Source organism: Caballeronia sp. BR00000012568055 (assembly GCF_029439455.1).
Taxonomy (GTDB): Bacteria; Pseudomonadota; Gammaproteobacteria; order Burkholderiales; family Burkholderiaceae; genus Caballeronia.
Window position 1 is genome coordinate 76589 of the sequence record NZ_JAQFVG010000324.1, and the last position, 17702, is coordinate 94290.

17 protein-coding genes, 1 other RNA gene and 1 pseudogene are annotated in these 17702 nt (G+C 61.5%); 15 read left to right on the forward strand and 4 right to left on the reverse strand.

Translation table 11 applies throughout. The features are described 5' to 3' along the window. Positions 1-18: 18 nt before the first annotated feature. From P7F28_RS27130 to trxA, 3 genes are all read right to left on the reverse strand, one after another. Positions 19-891, reverse strand: coding sequence for a zinc-dependent peptidase (locus P7F28_RS27130; protein WP_277187937.1), 873 nt, complete (start codon positions 889-891; stop codon positions 19-21). Between the two features lie 105 nt (positions 892-996). Further along, entirely contained in the window at positions 997-2262 is a 1266-nt protein-coding gene (gene rho / locus P7F28_RS27135) for a transcription termination factor Rho (RefSeq protein ID WP_277187938.1), read from the reverse strand. A 244-nt stretch (positions 2263-2506) separates the two neighbouring features. Continuing rightward, positions 2507-2833 (reverse strand): thioredoxin TrxA, encoded by a 327-nt coding sequence (trxA, locus tag P7F28_RS27140; RefSeq protein WP_008349330.1) that lies wholly within the window; start codon positions 2831-2833, stop codon positions 2507-2509. 346 nt (positions 2834-3179) lie between these two features. Here trxA and ffs point away from each other — a divergent pair. From ffs to P7F28_RS27190, 10 genes are all read left to right on the forward strand, one after another. Next, positions 3180-3278: signal recognition particle sRNA small type (ffs, locus tag P7F28_RS27145), an RNA gene on the forward strand. Positions 3279-3427: 149 nt separating this feature from the next. Then, entirely contained in the window at positions 3428-5593 is a 2166-nt protein-coding gene (locus tag P7F28_RS27150) for a DNA polymerase III subunit gamma/tau (protein ID WP_277187939.1), read from the forward strand. A 70-nt stretch (positions 5594-5663) separates the two neighbouring features. Continuing rightward, positions 5664-5990 (forward strand): YbaB/EbfC family nucleoid-associated protein, encoded by a 327-nt coding sequence (locus P7F28_RS27155; protein ID WP_014191628.1) that lies wholly within the window; start codon positions 5664-5666, stop codon positions 5988-5990. A 47-nt stretch (positions 5991-6037) separates the two neighbouring features. Continuing rightward, positions 6038-6634, forward strand: a complete 597-nt coding sequence (recR, locus tag P7F28_RS27160; protein ID WP_277187940.1) for a recombination mediator RecR — start codon at positions 6038-6040, stop codon at positions 6632-6634. A gap of 12 nt (positions 6635-6646) precedes the next feature. Beyond that, a complete protein-coding gene (locus tag P7F28_RS27165; RefSeq protein ID WP_277187941.1) occupies positions 6647-6871 on the forward strand; it encodes a DUF1653 domain-containing protein in 225 nt (74 codons plus the stop codon). A gap of 27 nt (positions 6872-6898) precedes the next feature. After that, positions 6899-8101 carry a CaiB/BaiF CoA-transferase family protein gene (locus P7F28_RS27170; protein ID WP_277187942.1) on the forward strand — a complete coding sequence of 401 codons (1203 nt, stop codon included), beginning with the start codon at positions 6899-6901 and terminating at the stop codon, positions 8099-8101. A gap of 41 nt (positions 8102-8142) precedes the next feature. Further along, positions 8143-9180: an ABC transporter substrate-binding protein gene (locus P7F28_RS27175; RefSeq protein WP_277187943.1), complete on the forward strand. Its 1038-nt coding sequence runs from the start codon at positions 8143-8145 to the stop codon at positions 9178-9180. 3 nt (positions 9181-9183) lie between these two features. Beyond that, positions 9184-10017, forward strand: coding sequence for an ABC transporter ATP-binding protein (locus P7F28_RS27180; protein ID WP_277187944.1), 834 nt, complete (start codon positions 9184-9186; stop codon positions 10015-10017). Further along, the gene (locus P7F28_RS27185; protein ID WP_277187945.1) at positions 10007-10831 is read left to right on the forward strand and encodes an ABC transporter permease; all 825 of its coding nucleotides are present in this window, start codon (positions 10007-10009) and stop codon (positions 10829-10831) included. The genes P7F28_RS27180 and P7F28_RS27185 overlap by 11 nt, the downstream gene beginning before the upstream one ends. Before the next feature lie 197 nt (positions 10832-11028). After that, on the forward strand, positions 11029-11967 hold the full coding sequence (locus P7F28_RS27190; protein WP_277187946.1) for a glycosyltransferase family 9 protein: 939 nt from the start codon (positions 11029-11031) through the stop codon (positions 11965-11967). A 6-nt stretch (positions 11968-11973) separates the two neighbouring features. On the opposite strand, the pseudogene P7F28_RS27195 reads toward P7F28_RS27190, so the two are convergent. After that, positions 11974-12948 (reverse strand): annotated as a pseudogene (locus P7F28_RS27195) (NADPH:quinone oxidoreductase family protein). 82 nt (positions 12949-13030) lie between these two features. Here P7F28_RS27195 and surE point away from each other — a divergent pair. From surE to P7F28_RS27220, 5 genes are read left to right on the forward strand one after another with little or no spacing between them, the layout of a single operon-like run. Beyond that, positions 13031-13789 carry a 5'/3'-nucleotidase SurE gene (surE, locus tag P7F28_RS27200; protein WP_277187947.1) on the forward strand — a complete coding sequence of 253 codons (759 nt, stop codon included), beginning with the start codon at positions 13031-13033 and terminating at the stop codon, positions 13787-13789. Next, a complete protein-coding gene (locus P7F28_RS27205) occupies positions 13786-14763 on the forward strand; it encodes a protein-L-isoaspartate(D-aspartate) O-methyltransferase (protein WP_277187948.1) in 978 nt (325 codons plus the stop codon). Before surE ends, P7F28_RS27205 begins: the two co-directional genes overlap by 4 nt. Positions 14764-14768: 5 nt before the next feature. Continuing rightward, a complete protein-coding gene (locus P7F28_RS27210; RefSeq protein ID WP_277187949.1) occupies positions 14769-15755 on the forward strand; it encodes a peptidoglycan DD-metalloendopeptidase family protein in 987 nt (328 codons plus the stop codon). 11 nt (positions 15756-15766) lie between these two features. Beyond that, a complete protein-coding gene (rpoS, locus tag P7F28_RS27215; RefSeq protein WP_277187950.1) occupies positions 15767-16864 on the forward strand; it encodes an RNA polymerase sigma factor RpoS in 1098 nt (365 codons plus the stop codon). Between the two features lie 51 nt (positions 16865-16915). Next, positions 16916-17692 carry a 3'-5' exonuclease gene (locus P7F28_RS27220; RefSeq protein WP_277187951.1) on the forward strand — a complete coding sequence of 259 codons (777 nt, stop codon included), beginning with the start codon at positions 16916-16918 and terminating at the stop codon, positions 17690-17692. Positions 17693-17702: the final 10 nt, after the last annotated feature.

A 17702-nucleotide genomic window follows, 5' to 3' on the forward strand; every position in this document is an offset into this window, starting at 1 on the left:
GGCGATTATGCCAGAAAATCAGTCGGTTGACATCTTTTTTGCAGGTTCAGTCGAGTGCGCCGAGAGCGCGCCAACCGCGGCGGGATCCTGTCTGTAATACCGCGCCAGCAGCCGATAAAGCTCCGGATAGTCCTTCTCGAAGGCTTGCGGCGTCACGAACAGCGCCTCGCTGCACACGGCAAAAAACTCCGACGGATGATCCGTCGCATACGGATCGATCAGCGAATCGCGCTCGAAACGGCTCCAGCGCCGCTCCGGCACGGCATCGACGCGGGCGCAAAACTGGTCGTAGGCGTTGTCGAAGATATCGGCCCAGGCGGTGGAATCGAGCGGCGCGTGCCATTTGCGGAATAAGGGCGGATGCCCGTCCGCTTCGCCGTTCAGCATATCGATCTTGTGCGCGAATTCGTGGATGACGACGTTGTACGCGTCGGAGCCATCGGCCATTTGCGCGTCTTCCCACGACAGCACCACCGGACCTCCTTCCCACGCTTCGCCGCTGGCATCGTGTTCGACTTCGTGGACCACGCCGTCTTCATCCTCCACCGTCTTGCGGATGATGAACTCGCCCGGATAGACGATCACGCCTACCCATCCGCGATACAAATCGAGATCGAGATTGAGCACCGGCAAACACGCCTGCGCCGCGATCGCGACGATCATCTGATCGGTCAGTTCGAGATCGTGCGCAGTCGAAAACTCTTTCTGCGCGATGAACAGACTGGCGAGATCGCGCAGGCGCTGAATATCGTCCGCGTTCAGATGGGCGAAGAAGGGATACGCGTCAAGCGTGGCGCGCCACAGGGCGTCATCGATCGCGTATTTGCGCAGCGCGCGCTCGCGGCGTTGCGCGCCGAACCAGCGGGAAAAGGGATTTAGGGGATTGGCCATCGTGCGGTCCGGATGCTAAAGACAGACGGCAATTGTACGCAGCGCGAACAACAAAAAACCGCCTGACGAAGCAGGCGGTTTTATCGAACGCAGACGCAACACGGATCAGGAACCGCCGCGACGCATCATGTCGAAGAACTCGGAATTGCCCTTCGTCTGACGGATCTTGTCGAGCAGGAATTCCATCGCTTCGACTTCGTCCATGTCGTGAATGAACTTGCGCAGCACCCAGACTTTTTGCAGCACATCCGGCTTGATCAGCAGTTCTTCGCGACGCGTGCCCGACTTGTTCAGATTGATTGACGGATACACACGCTTTTCAGCCAGACGACGTTCGAGGTGCACTTCCATATTGCCGGTGCCCTTGAACTCTTCGTAGATCACGTCGTCCATGCGGCTGCCGGTTTCGATCAGCGCCGTGCCGATGATGGTCAGCGAACCGCCTTCCTCGATATTCCGCGCAGCTCCAAAGAAACGCTTCGGACGTTGAAGCGCGTTGGCATCGACACCGCCGGTCAGCACCTTGCCGGACGCCGGCACCACCGTGTTGTAGGCGCGCGCCAGACGCGTGATGGAGTCGAGCAGAATCACGACGTCGTGCTTCATTTCGACCAGACGCTTGGCCTTTTCGATGACCATTTCGGCCACTTGCACGTGACGCGCGGCCGGTTCATCGAACGTGGAAGCGATGACTTCGCCGCGCACCGAGCGCTGCATTTCGGTCACTTCTTCAGGACGTTCGTCGATCAGCAGCACGAACAGGATGACGTCCGGATGATTCGACTTCACCGCATGCGCAATATGCTGAAGCATCACGGTCTTGCCCGACTTCGGCGACGCCACCAGCAAGCCGCGCTGGCCCTTGCCGATCGGCGCGATCATATCGATGATCCGGCCCGTGACGTTTTCCTCGCCGCGCATTTCGCGTTCGAGCGGCAGCGGCTTGTTCGGATGCAGCGGCGTGAGGTTCTCGAACATGATCTTATGTTTCGAGGCCTCAGGCGGCTGACCATTGACTTTATCGACCTTCACCAGCGCGAAATAACGCTCGCCGTCTTTCGGCGTACGTACTTCACCTTCGATGGTGTCGCCCGTGTGAAGATTGAAACGGCGAATCTGTGACGGGCTGATATAGATATCGTCCGTGCTCGCGAGATACGACGTCTCGGGTGAGCGCAAGAAGCCGAAGCCGTCGGGCAGCACTTCGAGGGTGCCGTCGCCGAAAATCGTGTCGCCAGCTTTGGCGCGCTTTTTTAGAATCGCGAACATCAGTTCCTGCTTGCGCAGGCGGTTCGCATTTTCGATCTCGAGGCCATTGGCCATCTCGATCAGTGCAGACACGTGCTGAGACTTGAGCTCGGATAAATGCATACGGATTTCCCGCCAGGGAGAGAGGTGCGACAGAAAGATTTGGGAGAAGAGGTGAGCGGAACCGCTCTAGGACTTAGTACTTCTTGAACTCTTGTGAATATAGCATAGCACACGCCGCGCGGGCCTCGGATAAGGCGAGGTCGGGGCTTCTCGATCCGATGTTGTCGGTAAACAACATCGGCGGGCCATGCCTGGATGCCGAAGACGCTTTAACCAGAGATCAAAGCGTCTTCATCGGATGCTTTTACAGGTTGCTGTCGAGGAACGCGGTGAGTTGCGACTTCGACAATGCGCCGACCTTTTGCGCGGCCACGGCGCCATTCTTGAACAGGATCAGCGTGGGAATACCGCGCACGCCGAACTTCACCGGCGTGGACTGATGTTCGTCCACATTGATCTTCGCGATCTGCAGGCGATCGCCATAATCCTTCGCGACTTCGTCGAGGATCGGGGCAATCATCTTGCACGGACCGCACCACTCGGCCCAGAAGTCGAGCAGGACAGGTTTATCCGACTTGACGACGTCCTGTTCGAAGGACGCGTCGCTGATGTGCTTGATTGATTCGCTCATTGTCTGAATACCTCTAGGGATTCGAGGCCCGCGTTTGATTGCTCGCCACGATACATCAAAACTGAAAAAAGTTACGTCGCCTGACGGGCCGGAGAAGGGCAGAACAGGCCCGTTCGCCGTGCGCCAAAAAGGCTCGCGCAAGGCTGCAAATGATCCGCGACGGGGCATCGACCAATCATTAATGCCCCGTTCACGCGTGATTCACATTGCATCTTAGCCTACTTTGCTATCCGTTGCCGGGTGCCGATAGGGACGATATGAGGCTTCAAATACGGAGTGCAAGAGGTGGTTTCACACGATGTTAGAGGCTATCGGACGGATAGGCGCGCGTGCTATGATTCGTCGTGACGGGCCTCCTCGCATGGTGGCGCGGTCAACCTGGTCAGGTCGGGAACGAAGCAGCCACAGCCGTTTTCTACCAGTGCCGAGGGTCGGGCTCGTCACCTTCCGCTTTTCTCTGCATTTTCTTTTTTCTCCCCGCGTTTTCTCCTATCTCTTCGCTGCTTTTCGGCGTGATTTTTTCACGGCTCGAATGCGCGTATCGGCGCTGGTTTGCGGCATTTGACGCGAGTCGTTGCTGATACAATTTCGCGCATGACCTATCAAGTTCTCGCACGCAAATGGCGGCCGAAATCGTTCGAGTCGCTCGTCGGCCAGGAGCACGTCGTTCGTGCGCTTACGCACGCGCTCGACGGCGGCCGCCTGCATCACGCGTATCTGTTCACGGGTACGCGCGGTGTCGGCAAAACCACGCTGTCGCGCATCTTTGCGAAGGCGCTCAACTGTGAAACCGGCGTGACATCCAAGCCGTGTGGCGTATGCCGCGCGTGCCGGGAAATCGACGAAGGTCGTTTCGTCGATTATGTCGAGATGGATGCGGCGAGCAATCGCGGTGTCGATGAAATGGCGGCGCTGCTGGAGCGCGCGGTCTACGCACCGGTCGATGCGCGCTTCAAGGTCTATATGATCGACGAAGTGCACATGCTCACCAACCACGCCTTCAACGCCATGTTGAAGACGCTGGAAGAACCGCCGCCGCACGTCAAATTCATTCTCGCGACCACCGATCCGCAGAAGATTCCGGTCACGGTGTTGTCGCGCTGTCTTCAGTTCAATCTGAAGCAGATGCCGGCGGGGCATATCGTCACGCATCTGGAGAATATTCTCGGGCAGGAGCAGATCGCGTTCGAGCCGCAGGCGCTGCGGCTTTTGTCGCGCGCGGCGGATGGCTCCATGCGTGACGCGCTTTCTCTGACCGATCAGGCCATTGCGTATTCGGCCAATCAGGTGACCGAGGAAGCGGTGCGCGGCATGCTCGGCGCGCTGGATCAAAGCTATCTGATTCGTCTCATCGATGCCCTCGCCGCGAGCGATGGCGCGCTGGTGCTTTCCATCGCGGATGAAATGGCTTTGCGCAGCCTGTCGTTCTCGACGGCGCTTCAGGATCTGGCGAGTTTGCTGCATCGAATTGCGTGGGGGCAGTTTGCGCCGGCATCGGTGCTCGATGAGTGGCCCGAAGCGGAAGATATTCGTCGATTCGCCGAGATGCTGTCGGCGGAGCAGGTTCAGTTGTTGTATCAGATCGCGACGGTCGGACGGGGCGAACTGGGCCTCGCGCCCGATGAATACGCCGGCTTCACGATGACGCTGCTGCGCATGCTCGCGTTCGAACCCGCGGGTGGACCGGGCGGCGGTGGTGGTGGCGTCGCGGTGGATGCGCCAACGGGTGCGAAGGGTGCGCGTGCTGCAGCGCCGGTCGCTGCTGCGGCTTCTGCAACGCCGATAGCCAAAACGCCTGCGCCGGTCGTGGAAGTGAAAGTGCAGGCTCCTCCGGTACGCGAAATCGAAACGCCGCCGCCCGAGCCGACCGCGCCTGCTGTCGCTGTCCGTCAGGCCACCGAAGAAATTGTTAAGGAAGCGCCGGAACCGGTATCGCGCGGAGCGGGCGGTGCGAGCGCAGCGCTGGATGTATTGCGCAGCGCGGGTATGCGTCTCTCGTCGGACAGAGGCGGGCGTGCGGCACCGGCGGCAACGCCGAAGCCCGTCGCAGCAGCCAAACCGGCACCGCAAGTGAAAGCGCCGACGCCGCGCGAACCCGCAGCGCAAGCGCCCGCGCCACAGCCGAAGCAAGCAAGAGAATCGAACGTCGTGCCGCCGTGGGAAGAGATGCCACCGGACGACTATCAACCGGCATCGTCGGAAGATGCGTACTTCGGCCCGCCCGACGACGGCTTCGTGCCCGCCTTCGAAAGCGGTCCCGACGATATGCGTTTCGACGCCGCACCCGCTGCCGCACCCGCACCGAAAATCGATACGACACCGCTGCCGCCCGCCGTTCCGCTCGATGCCATCGGCGTGGATATCGAATGGCCCGCGCTCGCGGTCGATCTGCCGCTGAAGGGCGTGTCCTACCAGCTCGCTTTCAACAGCGAACTGACCGCCTGCGACGCGAACTCGATCACCCTCGCCGTACCCGTGCAGATGTACACCGATGCATCGCATGTGGCGAAACTCAAGGCCGCGCTCGCCGAGAAACTGGGCCGCGCGCTCGAAGTCAACGTCAGCGTCGCGCCCGCGCGCCGCACAGCCGCCGCGCTCGATGCCGCCGACCGCGCGCGTCGTCAGCAGGAAGCCGAGCAGGAAATCAGGCAGGACCCGTTCGTGCAATCGCTGATCCGCGATTTCGGCGCGAGCATCGTTCAAGGTTCGATCAAGCCGATCGCGGGCGACGCGGCGGGTTCCGCCGCACGCGCACGTTAAGAGCCAACACCATTTCCGGGCGCGCAGACATCACGCGCGCCCGTCCGTTATCAAGCACCAAGGAGCCATCATGATGAAGAACCAACTCGCCGGGCTGATGAAGCAAGCTCAGCAAATGCAGGAAAACATGAAGAAGATGCAGGACCAGCTCGCGCTGATCGAGGTCGAGGGCCAGTCCGGCGCCGGTCTCGTGAAGGTGACCATGACCTGCAAGAACGACGTCAAGCGCGTGTCCATCGACCCGAGCCTGCTCGCGGACGATAAGGACATGCTCGAAGATCTGGTCGCCGCCGCGTTCAACGACGCCGTGCGTAAGGCCGAAGCCACCACGCAGGAAAAGATGAGCGGCATGACCGCCGGCATGCCGATGCCGCCGGGATTCAAGCTGCCGTTCTAATCGTGCGCGTGCGCGCCGATGCGAAAGCGGCGCGTATCTGAGGACACATGAAACAACCTTCCGCTTTGTCGGCGCTCGTCGAAGCGCTGCGTGCGCTGCCCGGCGTCGGTCCCAAGTCGGCGCAGCGCATGGCGTATCACCTGATGCAGCACGATCGCGCGGGCGCTGAAAAGCTCGGCGCGTCGCTCTTGTTTGCCACCGAAAATCTCAAGCACTGCGAGATGTGCAACACCTTCACGGAAGCGCAAATCTGCGAAGTGTGCAGCGACGACGAGCGCGATCCGGCGCTCTTGTGCGTGGTCGAAACGCCTGCCGATCAGATCATGCTCGAACAGACGCTGACCTACAAAGGCCTGTATTTCGTGCTGATGGGGCGGCTCAGTCCGCTCGACGGCATCGGTCCGAAAGAGATTCACTTCGAACGCCTGATCAATCGCGCAATGGACGGCGTCGTGCAGGAAGTGGTGCTCGCCACCAACTTCACGAACGAAGGCGAAGCGACGGCGCATTACCTCGCGCAGACGTTGAAATCGAAGGGGCTGAAGGTGACGCGGCTCGCGCGCGGTGTGCCGGTCGGCGGCGAACTGGAATATGTCGATGCGGGCACCATCGCGCGCGCCATGCTCGATCGCCGCTCCGTTTAAAGGAATCTCACCATGACTGAACAAGAGGCGCTCAAAGACGCGACGCATCGTCATTACAAGGGCGGGTTGTATCGCGTGATCGGGGTGGCGCGGCACTCGGAAACCGAGGAATCGATGATCGTTTATGAACATCTGTGGCCGCACGAGCGAGGTTTGTGGGTGCGTCCCGCCGCGATGCTCAACGAAACGCTCGCCGATGGCACGCCGCGTTTCAAGCCGCTCGATATCCCGCTCTAAAAGAACACATTCAACGGAGACACAGCCATGAGCGCAACGGGACCACTCGCAGGCGTCAAGGTGCTGGAACTCGGCACGCTGATCGCCGGGCCGTTCGCCGCGCGCTTCATGGGCGAATTCGGCGCGGACGTCATCAAGATCGAAGATCCGAATGGCGGCGATCCGCTGCGCAAATGGCGCAAGCTTTATCCCGAAGTGGGCGGCACGTCGCTGTGGTGGGCGGTGCAGGCGCGCAACAAGAAATCCGTGACCGTCAATCTCAAAGCCGAGGAAGGCAAGGAGATCGTGCGGCGGCTGGCGAAGGAAGCGGATATCGTCGTCGAGGATTTCCGGCCGGGTTTGTTGGAAAAGCTCGGACTCGGTTACGAAGTGCTGGCCGCTGAAAATCCCGGTCTCGTGATGGTGCGATTGTCCGGTTATGGGCAGACCGGGCCGTATCGCGACCGTCCGGGTTTCGGTGCGATTGCCGAGTCGATGGGCGGCTTGCGGCATATCACCGGTTATCCGGATTTGCCGCCGCCGCGCATCGGTATTTCGATCGGCGATTCGATTGCGGCGCTGCATGGCGTGATCGGCGCGTTGATGGCGCTGCATCATCGGCAAGTGAATGGCGGCAAAGGGCAGGTGGTCGATGTCGCGCTCTACGAAGCTGTCTTCAACATGATGGAAAGCGTGGTGCCCGAGTACGGCGTGTACGGCATGGTGCGCGAGCGGACCGGCGCGTCGCTGCCGGGAATCGTGCCGTCGAATACGTATCCGTGTCGCGATGGCAGCATCGTGATCGGCGGCAATAGCGATCCCATTTTCAAGCGGCTGATGAATGCCATCGAACGCGACGATCTTGCCAACGATCCCGCGCTCGCATCGAATGATGGCCGCGTGCCGCGCACGCAGGAAATCGACGACGCCATCGCCGCGTGGCTCTCGACGCGCAGTATCGATGAAGCGCTCGCCGTGCTCAACGCCGCCGATGTGCCCGCGGGCCGCATCTACAGCGTCGCCGATATGTTCACCGATCCGCAGTTCATCGCGCGGCAGATGTTGCAGCGTTTTCCGTGGCAGGACGGCCGCGAAATCACGCTGCCGAACGTGACGCCGAAGTTATCGGAAACGCCGGGGGAAACGCGCTGGCTCGGTCCGCAACTCGGTGAACACACCGATGAAGTGCTTCAAACGCTCGGGTATCATCCCGACGATATTGCGAGACTGCGCGCGGCCAAAATCATCTAAAGCGCGCGCAAGAAAAGAAGAATTCCAAGGAGACAATAACGATGCAACGCAGAACGTTCATCGCGAGCGGCGCCGTGCTCGCGGGTGGGGCACTCACAGGCGCGCCGTTCGCCTTCGCGCAGGCCAAGCTCGAACAGACCAAAGTGGCCATCGCCGTCGGCGGCAAGAACCTGTTCTATTACCTGCCGCTCACCATTGCCGAGCGCCGCAATTACTTCAAGGACGAAGGCCTCGAAATCGAAATCAGCGATTTCGCGGGCGGTGCGAAGGCGTTGCAGGCGGCTGTCGGCGGCAGCGCGGGTGTTGTTTCGGGCGCGTTCGAACACACGCTGTTGCTTCAGGCCAAGAACCAGTATTTCCGCGAATTCGTGCTGCAAGGACGTGCACCGCAGATCGTGCTCGCCGTATCGAAGAAGGCGATGCCGAACCTCAAGTCCATCGCGGATTTGAAAGGCAAGAAGATCGGCGTGACCGCGCCGGGTTCGTCCACGTCGATCATGGCTTCTTACGCGTTGGCGAAAGCCGGCATCAAGCCGACCGATGTGTCGTTCATCGGCGTGGGCGCGGGAGCGGGGGCGATTGCGGCGCTCGAATCCGGTCAGATCGATGCCATCGCCAATCTCGATCCGGTCATGACCAAGCTCGACCGCGCGGGCGATATCCGCATCGTGTCGGACACGCGCACGCTTGCCGATACGAGAACGGTGTTCGGCGGCAATATGCCGGCGGGCTGCCTGTATGCGTCGCAGAGTTTCATCACGAAGAATCCGAACACGACGCAGGCGCTGACCAATGCGATGGTGCGTGCGCTCAAATGGTTGCAATCGGCGTCCGGCAAGGAACTGATCGCGACCGTGCCGGAAGGCTATTTGCTCGGCGACCGCGCGTTGTATCTCGACTCGTGGCAGCACGTGAAGGAAGCCATGTCGCCCGATGGCCTGATGCCCGAAGACGGCCCGGCGACATCGCTCAAAACGCTTCAGGCGTTCGATGAAACGCTGAAGGGCAAGACCATCGACTTGTCGAAAACGTGGACCAACGACTTCGTGAAGAAGGCGCTGGCCAACGTCAAGGCCTAAGCGATGAACGCCTCGTCAGCTTCGGCGCTTGCGCTGGAGAACGTGACCTGCACGTTCGCATCGCGCGAGCGCGGGCAGGCGCGATACACCGCCGTGCGCGATACCACGCTGTCCATCGCGGCGGGCGAGTTCGTGTCCGTGGTCGGGCCGACGGGTTGTGGCAAGTCCACACTGCTGAATGTATCGGCGGGGCTGTTGCAGCCTTCGTTGGGCACGGTGAGCGTGTTCGGCGACAAGCTCAAAGGCATCAACAAGCGCGCCGGTTACATGTTTCAGGCCGATGGCCTGATGCCCTGGCGCAGCGCGCTCGACAACGTCACGGCCGGTCTCGCCTTCCACGGCGTCCCGAAAGCCGAAGCCGATGCGCGCGGCGAAGAATGGCTCAAGCGCGTGGGCCTTGGCGGCTTCGGCGATCGATATCCGCATCAGTTGTCGGGCGGCATGCGCAAGCGCGTCGCGATGGCGCAGACGCTGATTCTCGATCCCGACATCATCCTGATGGACGAGCCGTTTTCCGCGCTCGATATCCAGACGCGTCAGTTGATGGAAAACGAGCTGCTCGATTTATGGGCGGCGAAGCGCAAAGCCGTGCTCTTCATCACGCACGATCTGGACGAGGCCATTTCGATGTCCGATCGCGTGGTGGTGCTGTCGGCGGGGCCGGGCACGCATCCGATCGGCGAATTCGTGATCGACCTCCCGCGCCCGCGCGATGTCGCCGAGATTCGCTCGCATCCGCGTTTCGTCGAACTGCATGCGCAAATCTGGGGCGTGCTGCGTGAGGAAGTGCTGAAGGGTTATCAGCAGCAATTGAGGCGACAGGATCATGTGGAATAAGCTGCGCCCGACACGCGCGAATCTGGCCGTCTGGCAGGGCGCGCTGCTTGTCGGGTGTTTCGTGCTCTGGTACGTGCTGACCAGTCCCACGCTGCTCCCGCCGTTCTATTTCGACGATGCCAACAAGGCCGCGTTCTTCTTCGGCGAGCCGCAGAAGGTGCTGGTGCGTATCTGGGAATGGTTCACGGGCGGCGAGATTTACATTCACCTGTGGGTCACGCTGATCGAAACCGTGCTGGCTTTTGTGATCGGCACGGTATCGGGGCTGGGCGTCGGCTTGTGGCTCGCGCTCGCGCCGATGACCAGCGCCATTCTCGATCCCTACATCAAAGCCGCCAACTCGATGCCCCGCGTCATTCTCGCGCCGATCTTCGCCGTCTGGTTCGGCCTGGGCATCTGGTCGAAAGTCGCGCTTGGCGTGACGCTGGTGTTCTTTATCGTGTTCTTCAACGTCTATCAGGGCGTGAAGGAAGTGAGCCCGGTGGTGCTGGCCAACGCGCGCATGCTCGGGGCGAATCGCAAGCAACTGTTGCGCTATGTTTATTTGCCGAGTGCGACGAGTTGGGTGTTTTCGAGCCTGCATACATCGGTTGGGCTGGCGTTCGTCGGCTCGGTGGTCGGCGAATATCTCGGTTCAGCGCGCGGCGTCGGTTATCTGATCCTTCAAGCCGAAGGCACTTTCGATATCAACACCGTGTTCGCCGGCATTCTCGTGCTGACGGCGTTCGCGCTGGTGCTCGACGGGCTCGTCGCGCTGGCGGAGCGGCGGCTGATGAAATGGCAGCCGAAAAGTGGTGGAACCGAGAAGTTGTAAGGCGTACAAGCGCCCGGCTGGAAAAATCTCGTCGTGCGCCACAAAAGGTGTTACCTAGGTTCACACAATTCAGGTATGTTTTCACGCGCGTCGCGGCATCCTTTTGCCGTCATGCATTCGCGCAGTCAACGCCCGACAAAGCGTTGACCTTCATTTCATGAGTCAAGTGTTTCGCACACGATCCCACGAGAACAGGGATGAAACTCCATCACGACGGCGCCGTTGCAGTGGCGCTGCCACAGCCGATCGGTGACAGCCTTATCGCGCTCGTCCTCGTCGAAAATCTCGTTCGCAACGGCTACGAGCCGGTCGTGTTCGGATGGGTCGCGGAGCAACTCGCGGACTGGTTTCCGCGTATCACCGTCGGGCGCGCGCACGAATATCAAGCCGCGTTCGATACCGTGATCGAAGTGCGTCCGACCAACTACGCATCCTCGCTCAGCCGTTCCGGCAGCACGCTTCGTCTCGATGCACTGCCGGAGTACGGCGGCACCAAGCATATGATCGACCGGATCGTGGATATCGCCGTGAATGTGCTGCATCTGAACGACGTGACGCGTTCCAACGGCATGGTCGTGCCGGCTGGCGTGGCGCGCGGGCGCGTGGCGAATCGCGTGGTGATTCATCCGACCGGCAGCCATCCCGAGAAGATGTGGGGGAGCGCGAAGTTTCTTGCGCTGTCGCGCGTGCTGACGCGCCGGGAAATGCAGCCGAGCTTTCTGGTTTCACCCGATGAACTCGCCGACTGGCGCGATATCGCCACGCATCGCTATGAAATCAACGCGCTCTCGCGCCTGAGCGATGTCGCGACGTGGATCGCGGAATCGGCATGGTTTATTGGCAATGATTCGGGGCTGGGGCATCTGGCGTCGTCGATCGGCGTGCCGACCTTGACCTTGTTCATGCGGCGCGGGCTGGCGCGCTCGTGGCGTCCCGGTTGGGGACCGGGCGCGGTCGCTTTGCCGCCTGCGGTGCTGCCGTTCGGCGGTTTGCGTGAGCGTTTGTGGAAGCGCCTGCTGACGGTGCGGCGCGTGTCGGCGGCGTTTCACAGTTTGCGGGATGCACATTTGCGACCCGAGCATAATCACGCATCGGGCCACGCTGCCATGCTGCCCGAAGCGCGTTCGGGCCGCTAATTATCCTCACATCTCAATCACGATTTTCCCCGTCACCCTACGATTCATCATGTCGTCGAGCGCCTGCGCCGTGTCTTCCAGCGCATAACGTTTTGTGACGACGGGGCGCAGCGTACCAGCATCGATCCATTCGAGCATGGTTGCGAATTCCTGATCGGCGAGCGCATGTTCGCGCCGCACATGATCGCCCCAGAACACGCCGACCACACTCGCGCCTTTCAGCAGAGCAAGATTGAGCGGCAGCTTCGGAATCTCGCCGTTCGCAAAACCCACGACGAGATAGCGCCCGCGCCAGCCGATACTTCGAAACGCCGGTTCCGCATACGCACCGCCGACTGGATCGAAGATCACGTCCGGACCCTGACCGCCTGTCAGCGCCTTGATGCGCTCGCGCAAATCCTCTTTCGTATAGTCGATGCCGGCATCCGCGCCATGTTCGCGACAGAACGCCAGCTTCTCCTCGCTCGATGCCGCCGCGATCACCCGCGCACCGATGATCTTGCCGATCTGAATCGCCGCCAGCCCGACACCGCCCGCCGCACCCAGCACCAGCAGCGTCTCGCCGGCTTTCAACTGACCGCGATCGACCAGCGCGTGATACGACGTGCCGTACGCAAGCGGAAAGGCGGCGGCATCGACGAAATTCACGGCGTCGGGCAGCGCGATGCACGCCCCCTCGTTCGCGCACGCCTACTCCGCGAACGCGCCTTGCGCGGTATAAGCGGCCACGCGCATGCCGGGGCGAAAGCGCGTCACGCCCGCGCCGACTTCCCGCACGATGCCCGCGAACTCCGCGCCCGGCGTGAACGGCAGCGGCGGCTTGAATTGGTACTTGTTCTGAATGATCAGCACGTCGGGAAAATTGACACTCGCCGCCTTCACATCGATCACGACTTCGCCGGCTTCGGGATGCAGGTCGGGCAGGGTTTCGAGCGCGAGTGAATCGGGTAATCCGTGCTGGTTGCATCGTACGGCGCGCATGGTTTCTCCTTGATGGACTGGCCTCAGTGTAGCGAGCCTTGCAGTCGTTCGCGTGCCATGTTTCCTCGGTTACAATCGCCGGATGCGAATCCTACTCAGCAATGACGACGGCTATCTGGCGCGCGGCATCAATGTGCTGCACGACGCCTTGCAGCCGATCGGCGAAGTGACGGTGATGGCGCCCGAGCAGAACTGCAGCGGCTCGTCCAACTCGCTCACGCTGTCGCGGCCTCTGAACATTCATCAGGCGGCCAACGGTTTCAATTTCGTCAACGGCACGCCCACCGACTCGGTGCATATCGCGCTGACGGGCATGCTGGAGCACAAGCCGGACATCGTCGTGTCGGGCATCAACAACGGGCAGAACGTCGGCGAAGACACGCTGTATTCCGGCACGGTCGCCGCCGCCACGGAAGGCTTTATGTTCGGCATTCCGGCTATCGCGTTTTCGCTGGTCGGGCGCGACTGGCTTTATCTCGACGATGCCGCTCGCGTCGCCGCGGAAATCGTCGCGCATTTTCTCGATCATCCGATGCCCGGCCATCCGTTGCTCAACGTGAACATTCCGAGCCTGCCTTACGACCAGTTGCGCGAATGGAAAGTCACGCGGCTGGGCAAGCGCCATCCGTCGCAGCCGGTGATTCGCCAGAGCGATCCGCGCGGCAACCCGATCTACTGGATCGGTCCGTCCGGCGATGCGCTCGACGCCAGCGAAGGCACCGACTTCCACGCGGTGGCGAACGGCTTCGTCTCGATTACACCGCTGCAACTCGATCTCACACATAACGCGCTGATGGCCGAAACCCGCGAATGGGCGAACGCCGGGAGCCGCCGCTCATGACCGACGAGCGCGCCAAGCGCTTCCCGCTGGCGCTCGCCGATCTCGTGCGCGAGCCACGCAAGCCGGGCAGTCGCGCGGATGCTTCGCGCGGCAAAGGCGCGGCGTCGACGGTTGTGACAGGAACTGCGTCGAAAGTCGTCGCCAAGCCGGCGACTGTGCCTGCGAAACCGGTTCCGGGCACGGCGGCGCGGACTGCGAACGCGGCGCATACGCCGCATCCGCGACCGAACGCGTTGCGCACCGCGCCGCGCGCACCCGAACGCGATTTGAACGCGGCCAGCGTTGCAACGAAGAAAGGCGCACCGAACGTCGCGCTCAATACCAATCAGACGCTGACCTCGGAACGGGTCCGCGAGCGCATGGTCGAACGGCTGCGCACCAACGGCGTCACCGACCCGCGCGTGCTGAACGCCATGTCGGTGGTGCCGCGCCATATGTTCGTCGATCCGGGTCTGGCCGCGCAGGCGTACGAAGATGCCGCGTTGCCGATCGGTCATCACCAGACCATCTCGAAGCCGTCGGTGGTGGCGCGCATGATCGAACTGGTCGCGGCCGGCCGCAAGCTCGACAAGGTGCTGGAAATCGGCACGGGCTGCGGCTATCAGGCGGCGGTGCTGTCGCAGGTGGCGGGTGAGGTGTATTCCATCGAGCGCGTTCGGCCGTTGTCCGAACGCGCCAAGCTCAATCTTCGGCCGCTGCGCGTGCCGAATATCCGGCTGCATTACGGCGACGGGCGGCTCGGTCTGCCCGCCGCCGCGCCATTCGATGCCATCGTGATCGCGTGCGCGGGCCTCGACGTGCCGCAGGACTTGCTGGATCAACTGGCGGTGGGCGGAAAGCTTGTCGCGCCGGTCGGTTCGCAGACCGCGCAGTCGCAGGTGCTCACGCTTGTTACACGCGTATCGGCATCGCAGTGGCGGGAAGAGCAGTTGGATCGCGTATTCTTTGTACCTTTGAAATCCGGAGTGATTTGACACCGATGAGTATCTTGCGTGCTTTCCAGGAGAGCCGTGCCGACGCGCGCCTGACCGACCGCCTGACGGCTGCGCAACGCGGCGTGTGCGTGCTTGCGCTGACTGCCCTGGCAGCCTGTTCCACGCGCATGGACATGGCGCCGGTCGTCGACAAGACGGGCGCGCCGATCAGCACGACCGCCACCCAGACGCCCGATAACGGCCCGCCGCCGCCGGGTTATGTCCGCGTGAAACCGGGCGACACCCTATATCGGATCGCACTGGAAAACGGTCAGAATTATCACGATATCGCCGCGTGGAACAACCTGACCAATCCGAACGCGATCGAAGTCGGCCAGCTGATGCGCGTGGTGCCGCCGGGCGCGAATGTCGCCGCGACCACGCCGGGTGTGGCTACGGCGCCGATCGTCGGTGGCGGCGTGCAGGCGCAGCCGCTGAACGGCGCGAACAACGGCTATGCGCAACCGGGCGTGACGACGGGCGCAACGGGTCAGCCGCCGTACTACGGTCCGAATTCGGGCATGGGCGCCGCGCCTGGTGCGGCAGCGGCGGGTGCGGCACTGGGCGGAGCGGGTGCAGCGCCGAACCTGCCGGCGACGCCCGGCGCGGATAACGGCGCGGCGGCTCAGCCGGCGTTTATCTGGCCGGCGCGCGGTCCGATTCTCGGCACGTTCGACGACAACAAGAACAAGGGTTTGAACATTGGCGGCGCGGCGGGAGATGCAGTCATTGCGTCGGCGGATGGACGCGTGGTTTACTCCGGAAACGGGCTGCGCGGCTATGGCAATCTCATTATCATCAAGCACGACGCAACTTTTCTCACGGCGTACGCACATAACCGCGCTTTGATGGTAAAAGAGGGAGACGCGGTGACCAAGGGGCAGAAAATCGCTGAGATGGGCAACAGCGATTCAGACCGTGTGATGTTGCATTTCGAAGTTCGCCGGCAGGGAAAACCTGTTGACCCACTGAAGTATTTGCCGCCGCAATAAAGCGAGCCATCATGCCGAAAACGAAGCGCCGCCTGCCGCAAGCCGAGACTGAGACGATCAGCCGACCTTTGCAAGTGTCGGCGGAAGAGGGCGCTTCGACCCGCGATGAAGACGCGGAAAATATCGATGTCGATGTCGATTCCGACGAAGAAGGTAATAGTCGCGGCAAAAGCGGCGAAGAATCGAGCGAGACCGCAAACGATTCCCCCCCGGATGCGGATGATTTCCGCTCAATGTTGCAGGCTGAGCTCACTGCCGACACCATTCAGCATTATTTGAATCGAATCAGCGTAAAACCGCTGCTCACCGTTGAGGAAGAGCAGCGTTATTCGCGTCTGGCCAAGGCGGGCGAGTTCGAAGCGCGGCAGGTGATGATCGAGCGCAATCTGCGACTCGTCGTCAGCATTGCCAAGGGTTATCTGAATCGCGGTGTGCCGCTGCTCGATCTGATCGAGGAAGGCAATCTCGGTCTGATGCACGCCATCGAAAAATTCGATCCGACGCGCGGCTTCCGTTTCTCGACTTACGCCACCTGGTGGATTCGGCAAAGCATCGAGCGCGCGATCATGAATCAGGCGCGCACGGTGCGACTGCCAGTGCACGTGATCCGCGAACTGAATCAGGTGTTGCGCGCCAAGCGCCATCTGGAAAAAAATTCCGCCAATTCGAACGATGCCGTCGCGCCCGAGCGGCGCGATGCGAGCATCGACGATATCGCTTATCTCACCGGCAAGACGCCCGAGGAAGTCACCGATATCCTCGCGCTCAACGAACACACGGCTTCACTCGACGCGCCGCTCGATCTCGATCCGGGCAGCAGCCTGCTCGACTTGTTGTCGGACGACCAAAGCCAGTCGCCGGACGCGGAAGTGCAGCATCGCGAACTGGAATCGCTGACGCGGCTGTGGCTGTCGCGTTTATCGGATAAGCATCGGCATGTAATCGAACGGCGCTTCGGGCTGAACCATATCGAACCCGCCACGCTCGAAGAACTTGCCGATGAAATGGGCCTCACGCGCGAGCGTGTGCGCCAGATTCAGCAGGAAGCGCTGGTACGGCTCAAGCGCTTTTTCGCCTCCAATGGCGTTCGCAAGGACGCCGTGCTTTGACTCTCGTTTAGTAAAAACGGCGCTCGCGAGGGCGTCGCGCATCCGCATTCCATGACACCCATTCTCGTATTCGATATCGAGACCATTCCCGATGTCGACGGTATTCGCCGTCTCGAAGATTTGCCCGACGATCTCTCCGATCGCGAAGTCGCTGAACACGCGTTCGAAGCGCGTCGTGAGCGCGTCGGCAATGATTTTCTGCCGCATCATCTGCAACGCGTCGCGGCGATCTCCTGCGTGTTCCGCGATAACACCGGCTTTCGCGTGCGCTCCCTCGGCGCGCCAGGCGATGGCGAGGCGGCGCTGATCCAGTCGTTTTATCGCGTGATCGAAAAGTACACGCCGCAGCTGGTGTCGTGGAATGGCGGCGGATTCGATCTGCCCGTGCTCCATTACCGGGCGCTGGTGAACGCGATTGCCGCGCCGCGATACTGGGACCTCGGCCAGGACGATCGCGATTTCAAATACAACAATTACATCAGCCGTTATCACATGCGGCATATCGATCTGATGGACGTGCTCGCGATGTATCAGGCGCGCGCCAATGCGCCGCTCGATGCGCTCGCGAAACTTTGTGGTTTTCCCGGCAAGCTCGGCATGGATGGCGGCAAGGTGTGGGACGCTTACTGCGACGGGCAACTCGAAGAAATCCGCAACTATTGCGAGACCGACGTCGTCAATACGTATCTGATGTATTGCCGGTTCCAGATGATGCGCGGCGGTTTCACGCCGGACGAATACGAGGACGAAATCAACTTCGTCAAGAACGCCCTGGCGCAGGAAGCCTCGCCGCACTGGCAGGAATATCTGGCGGCGTTCGGCAAGTGAGCGCGTGACG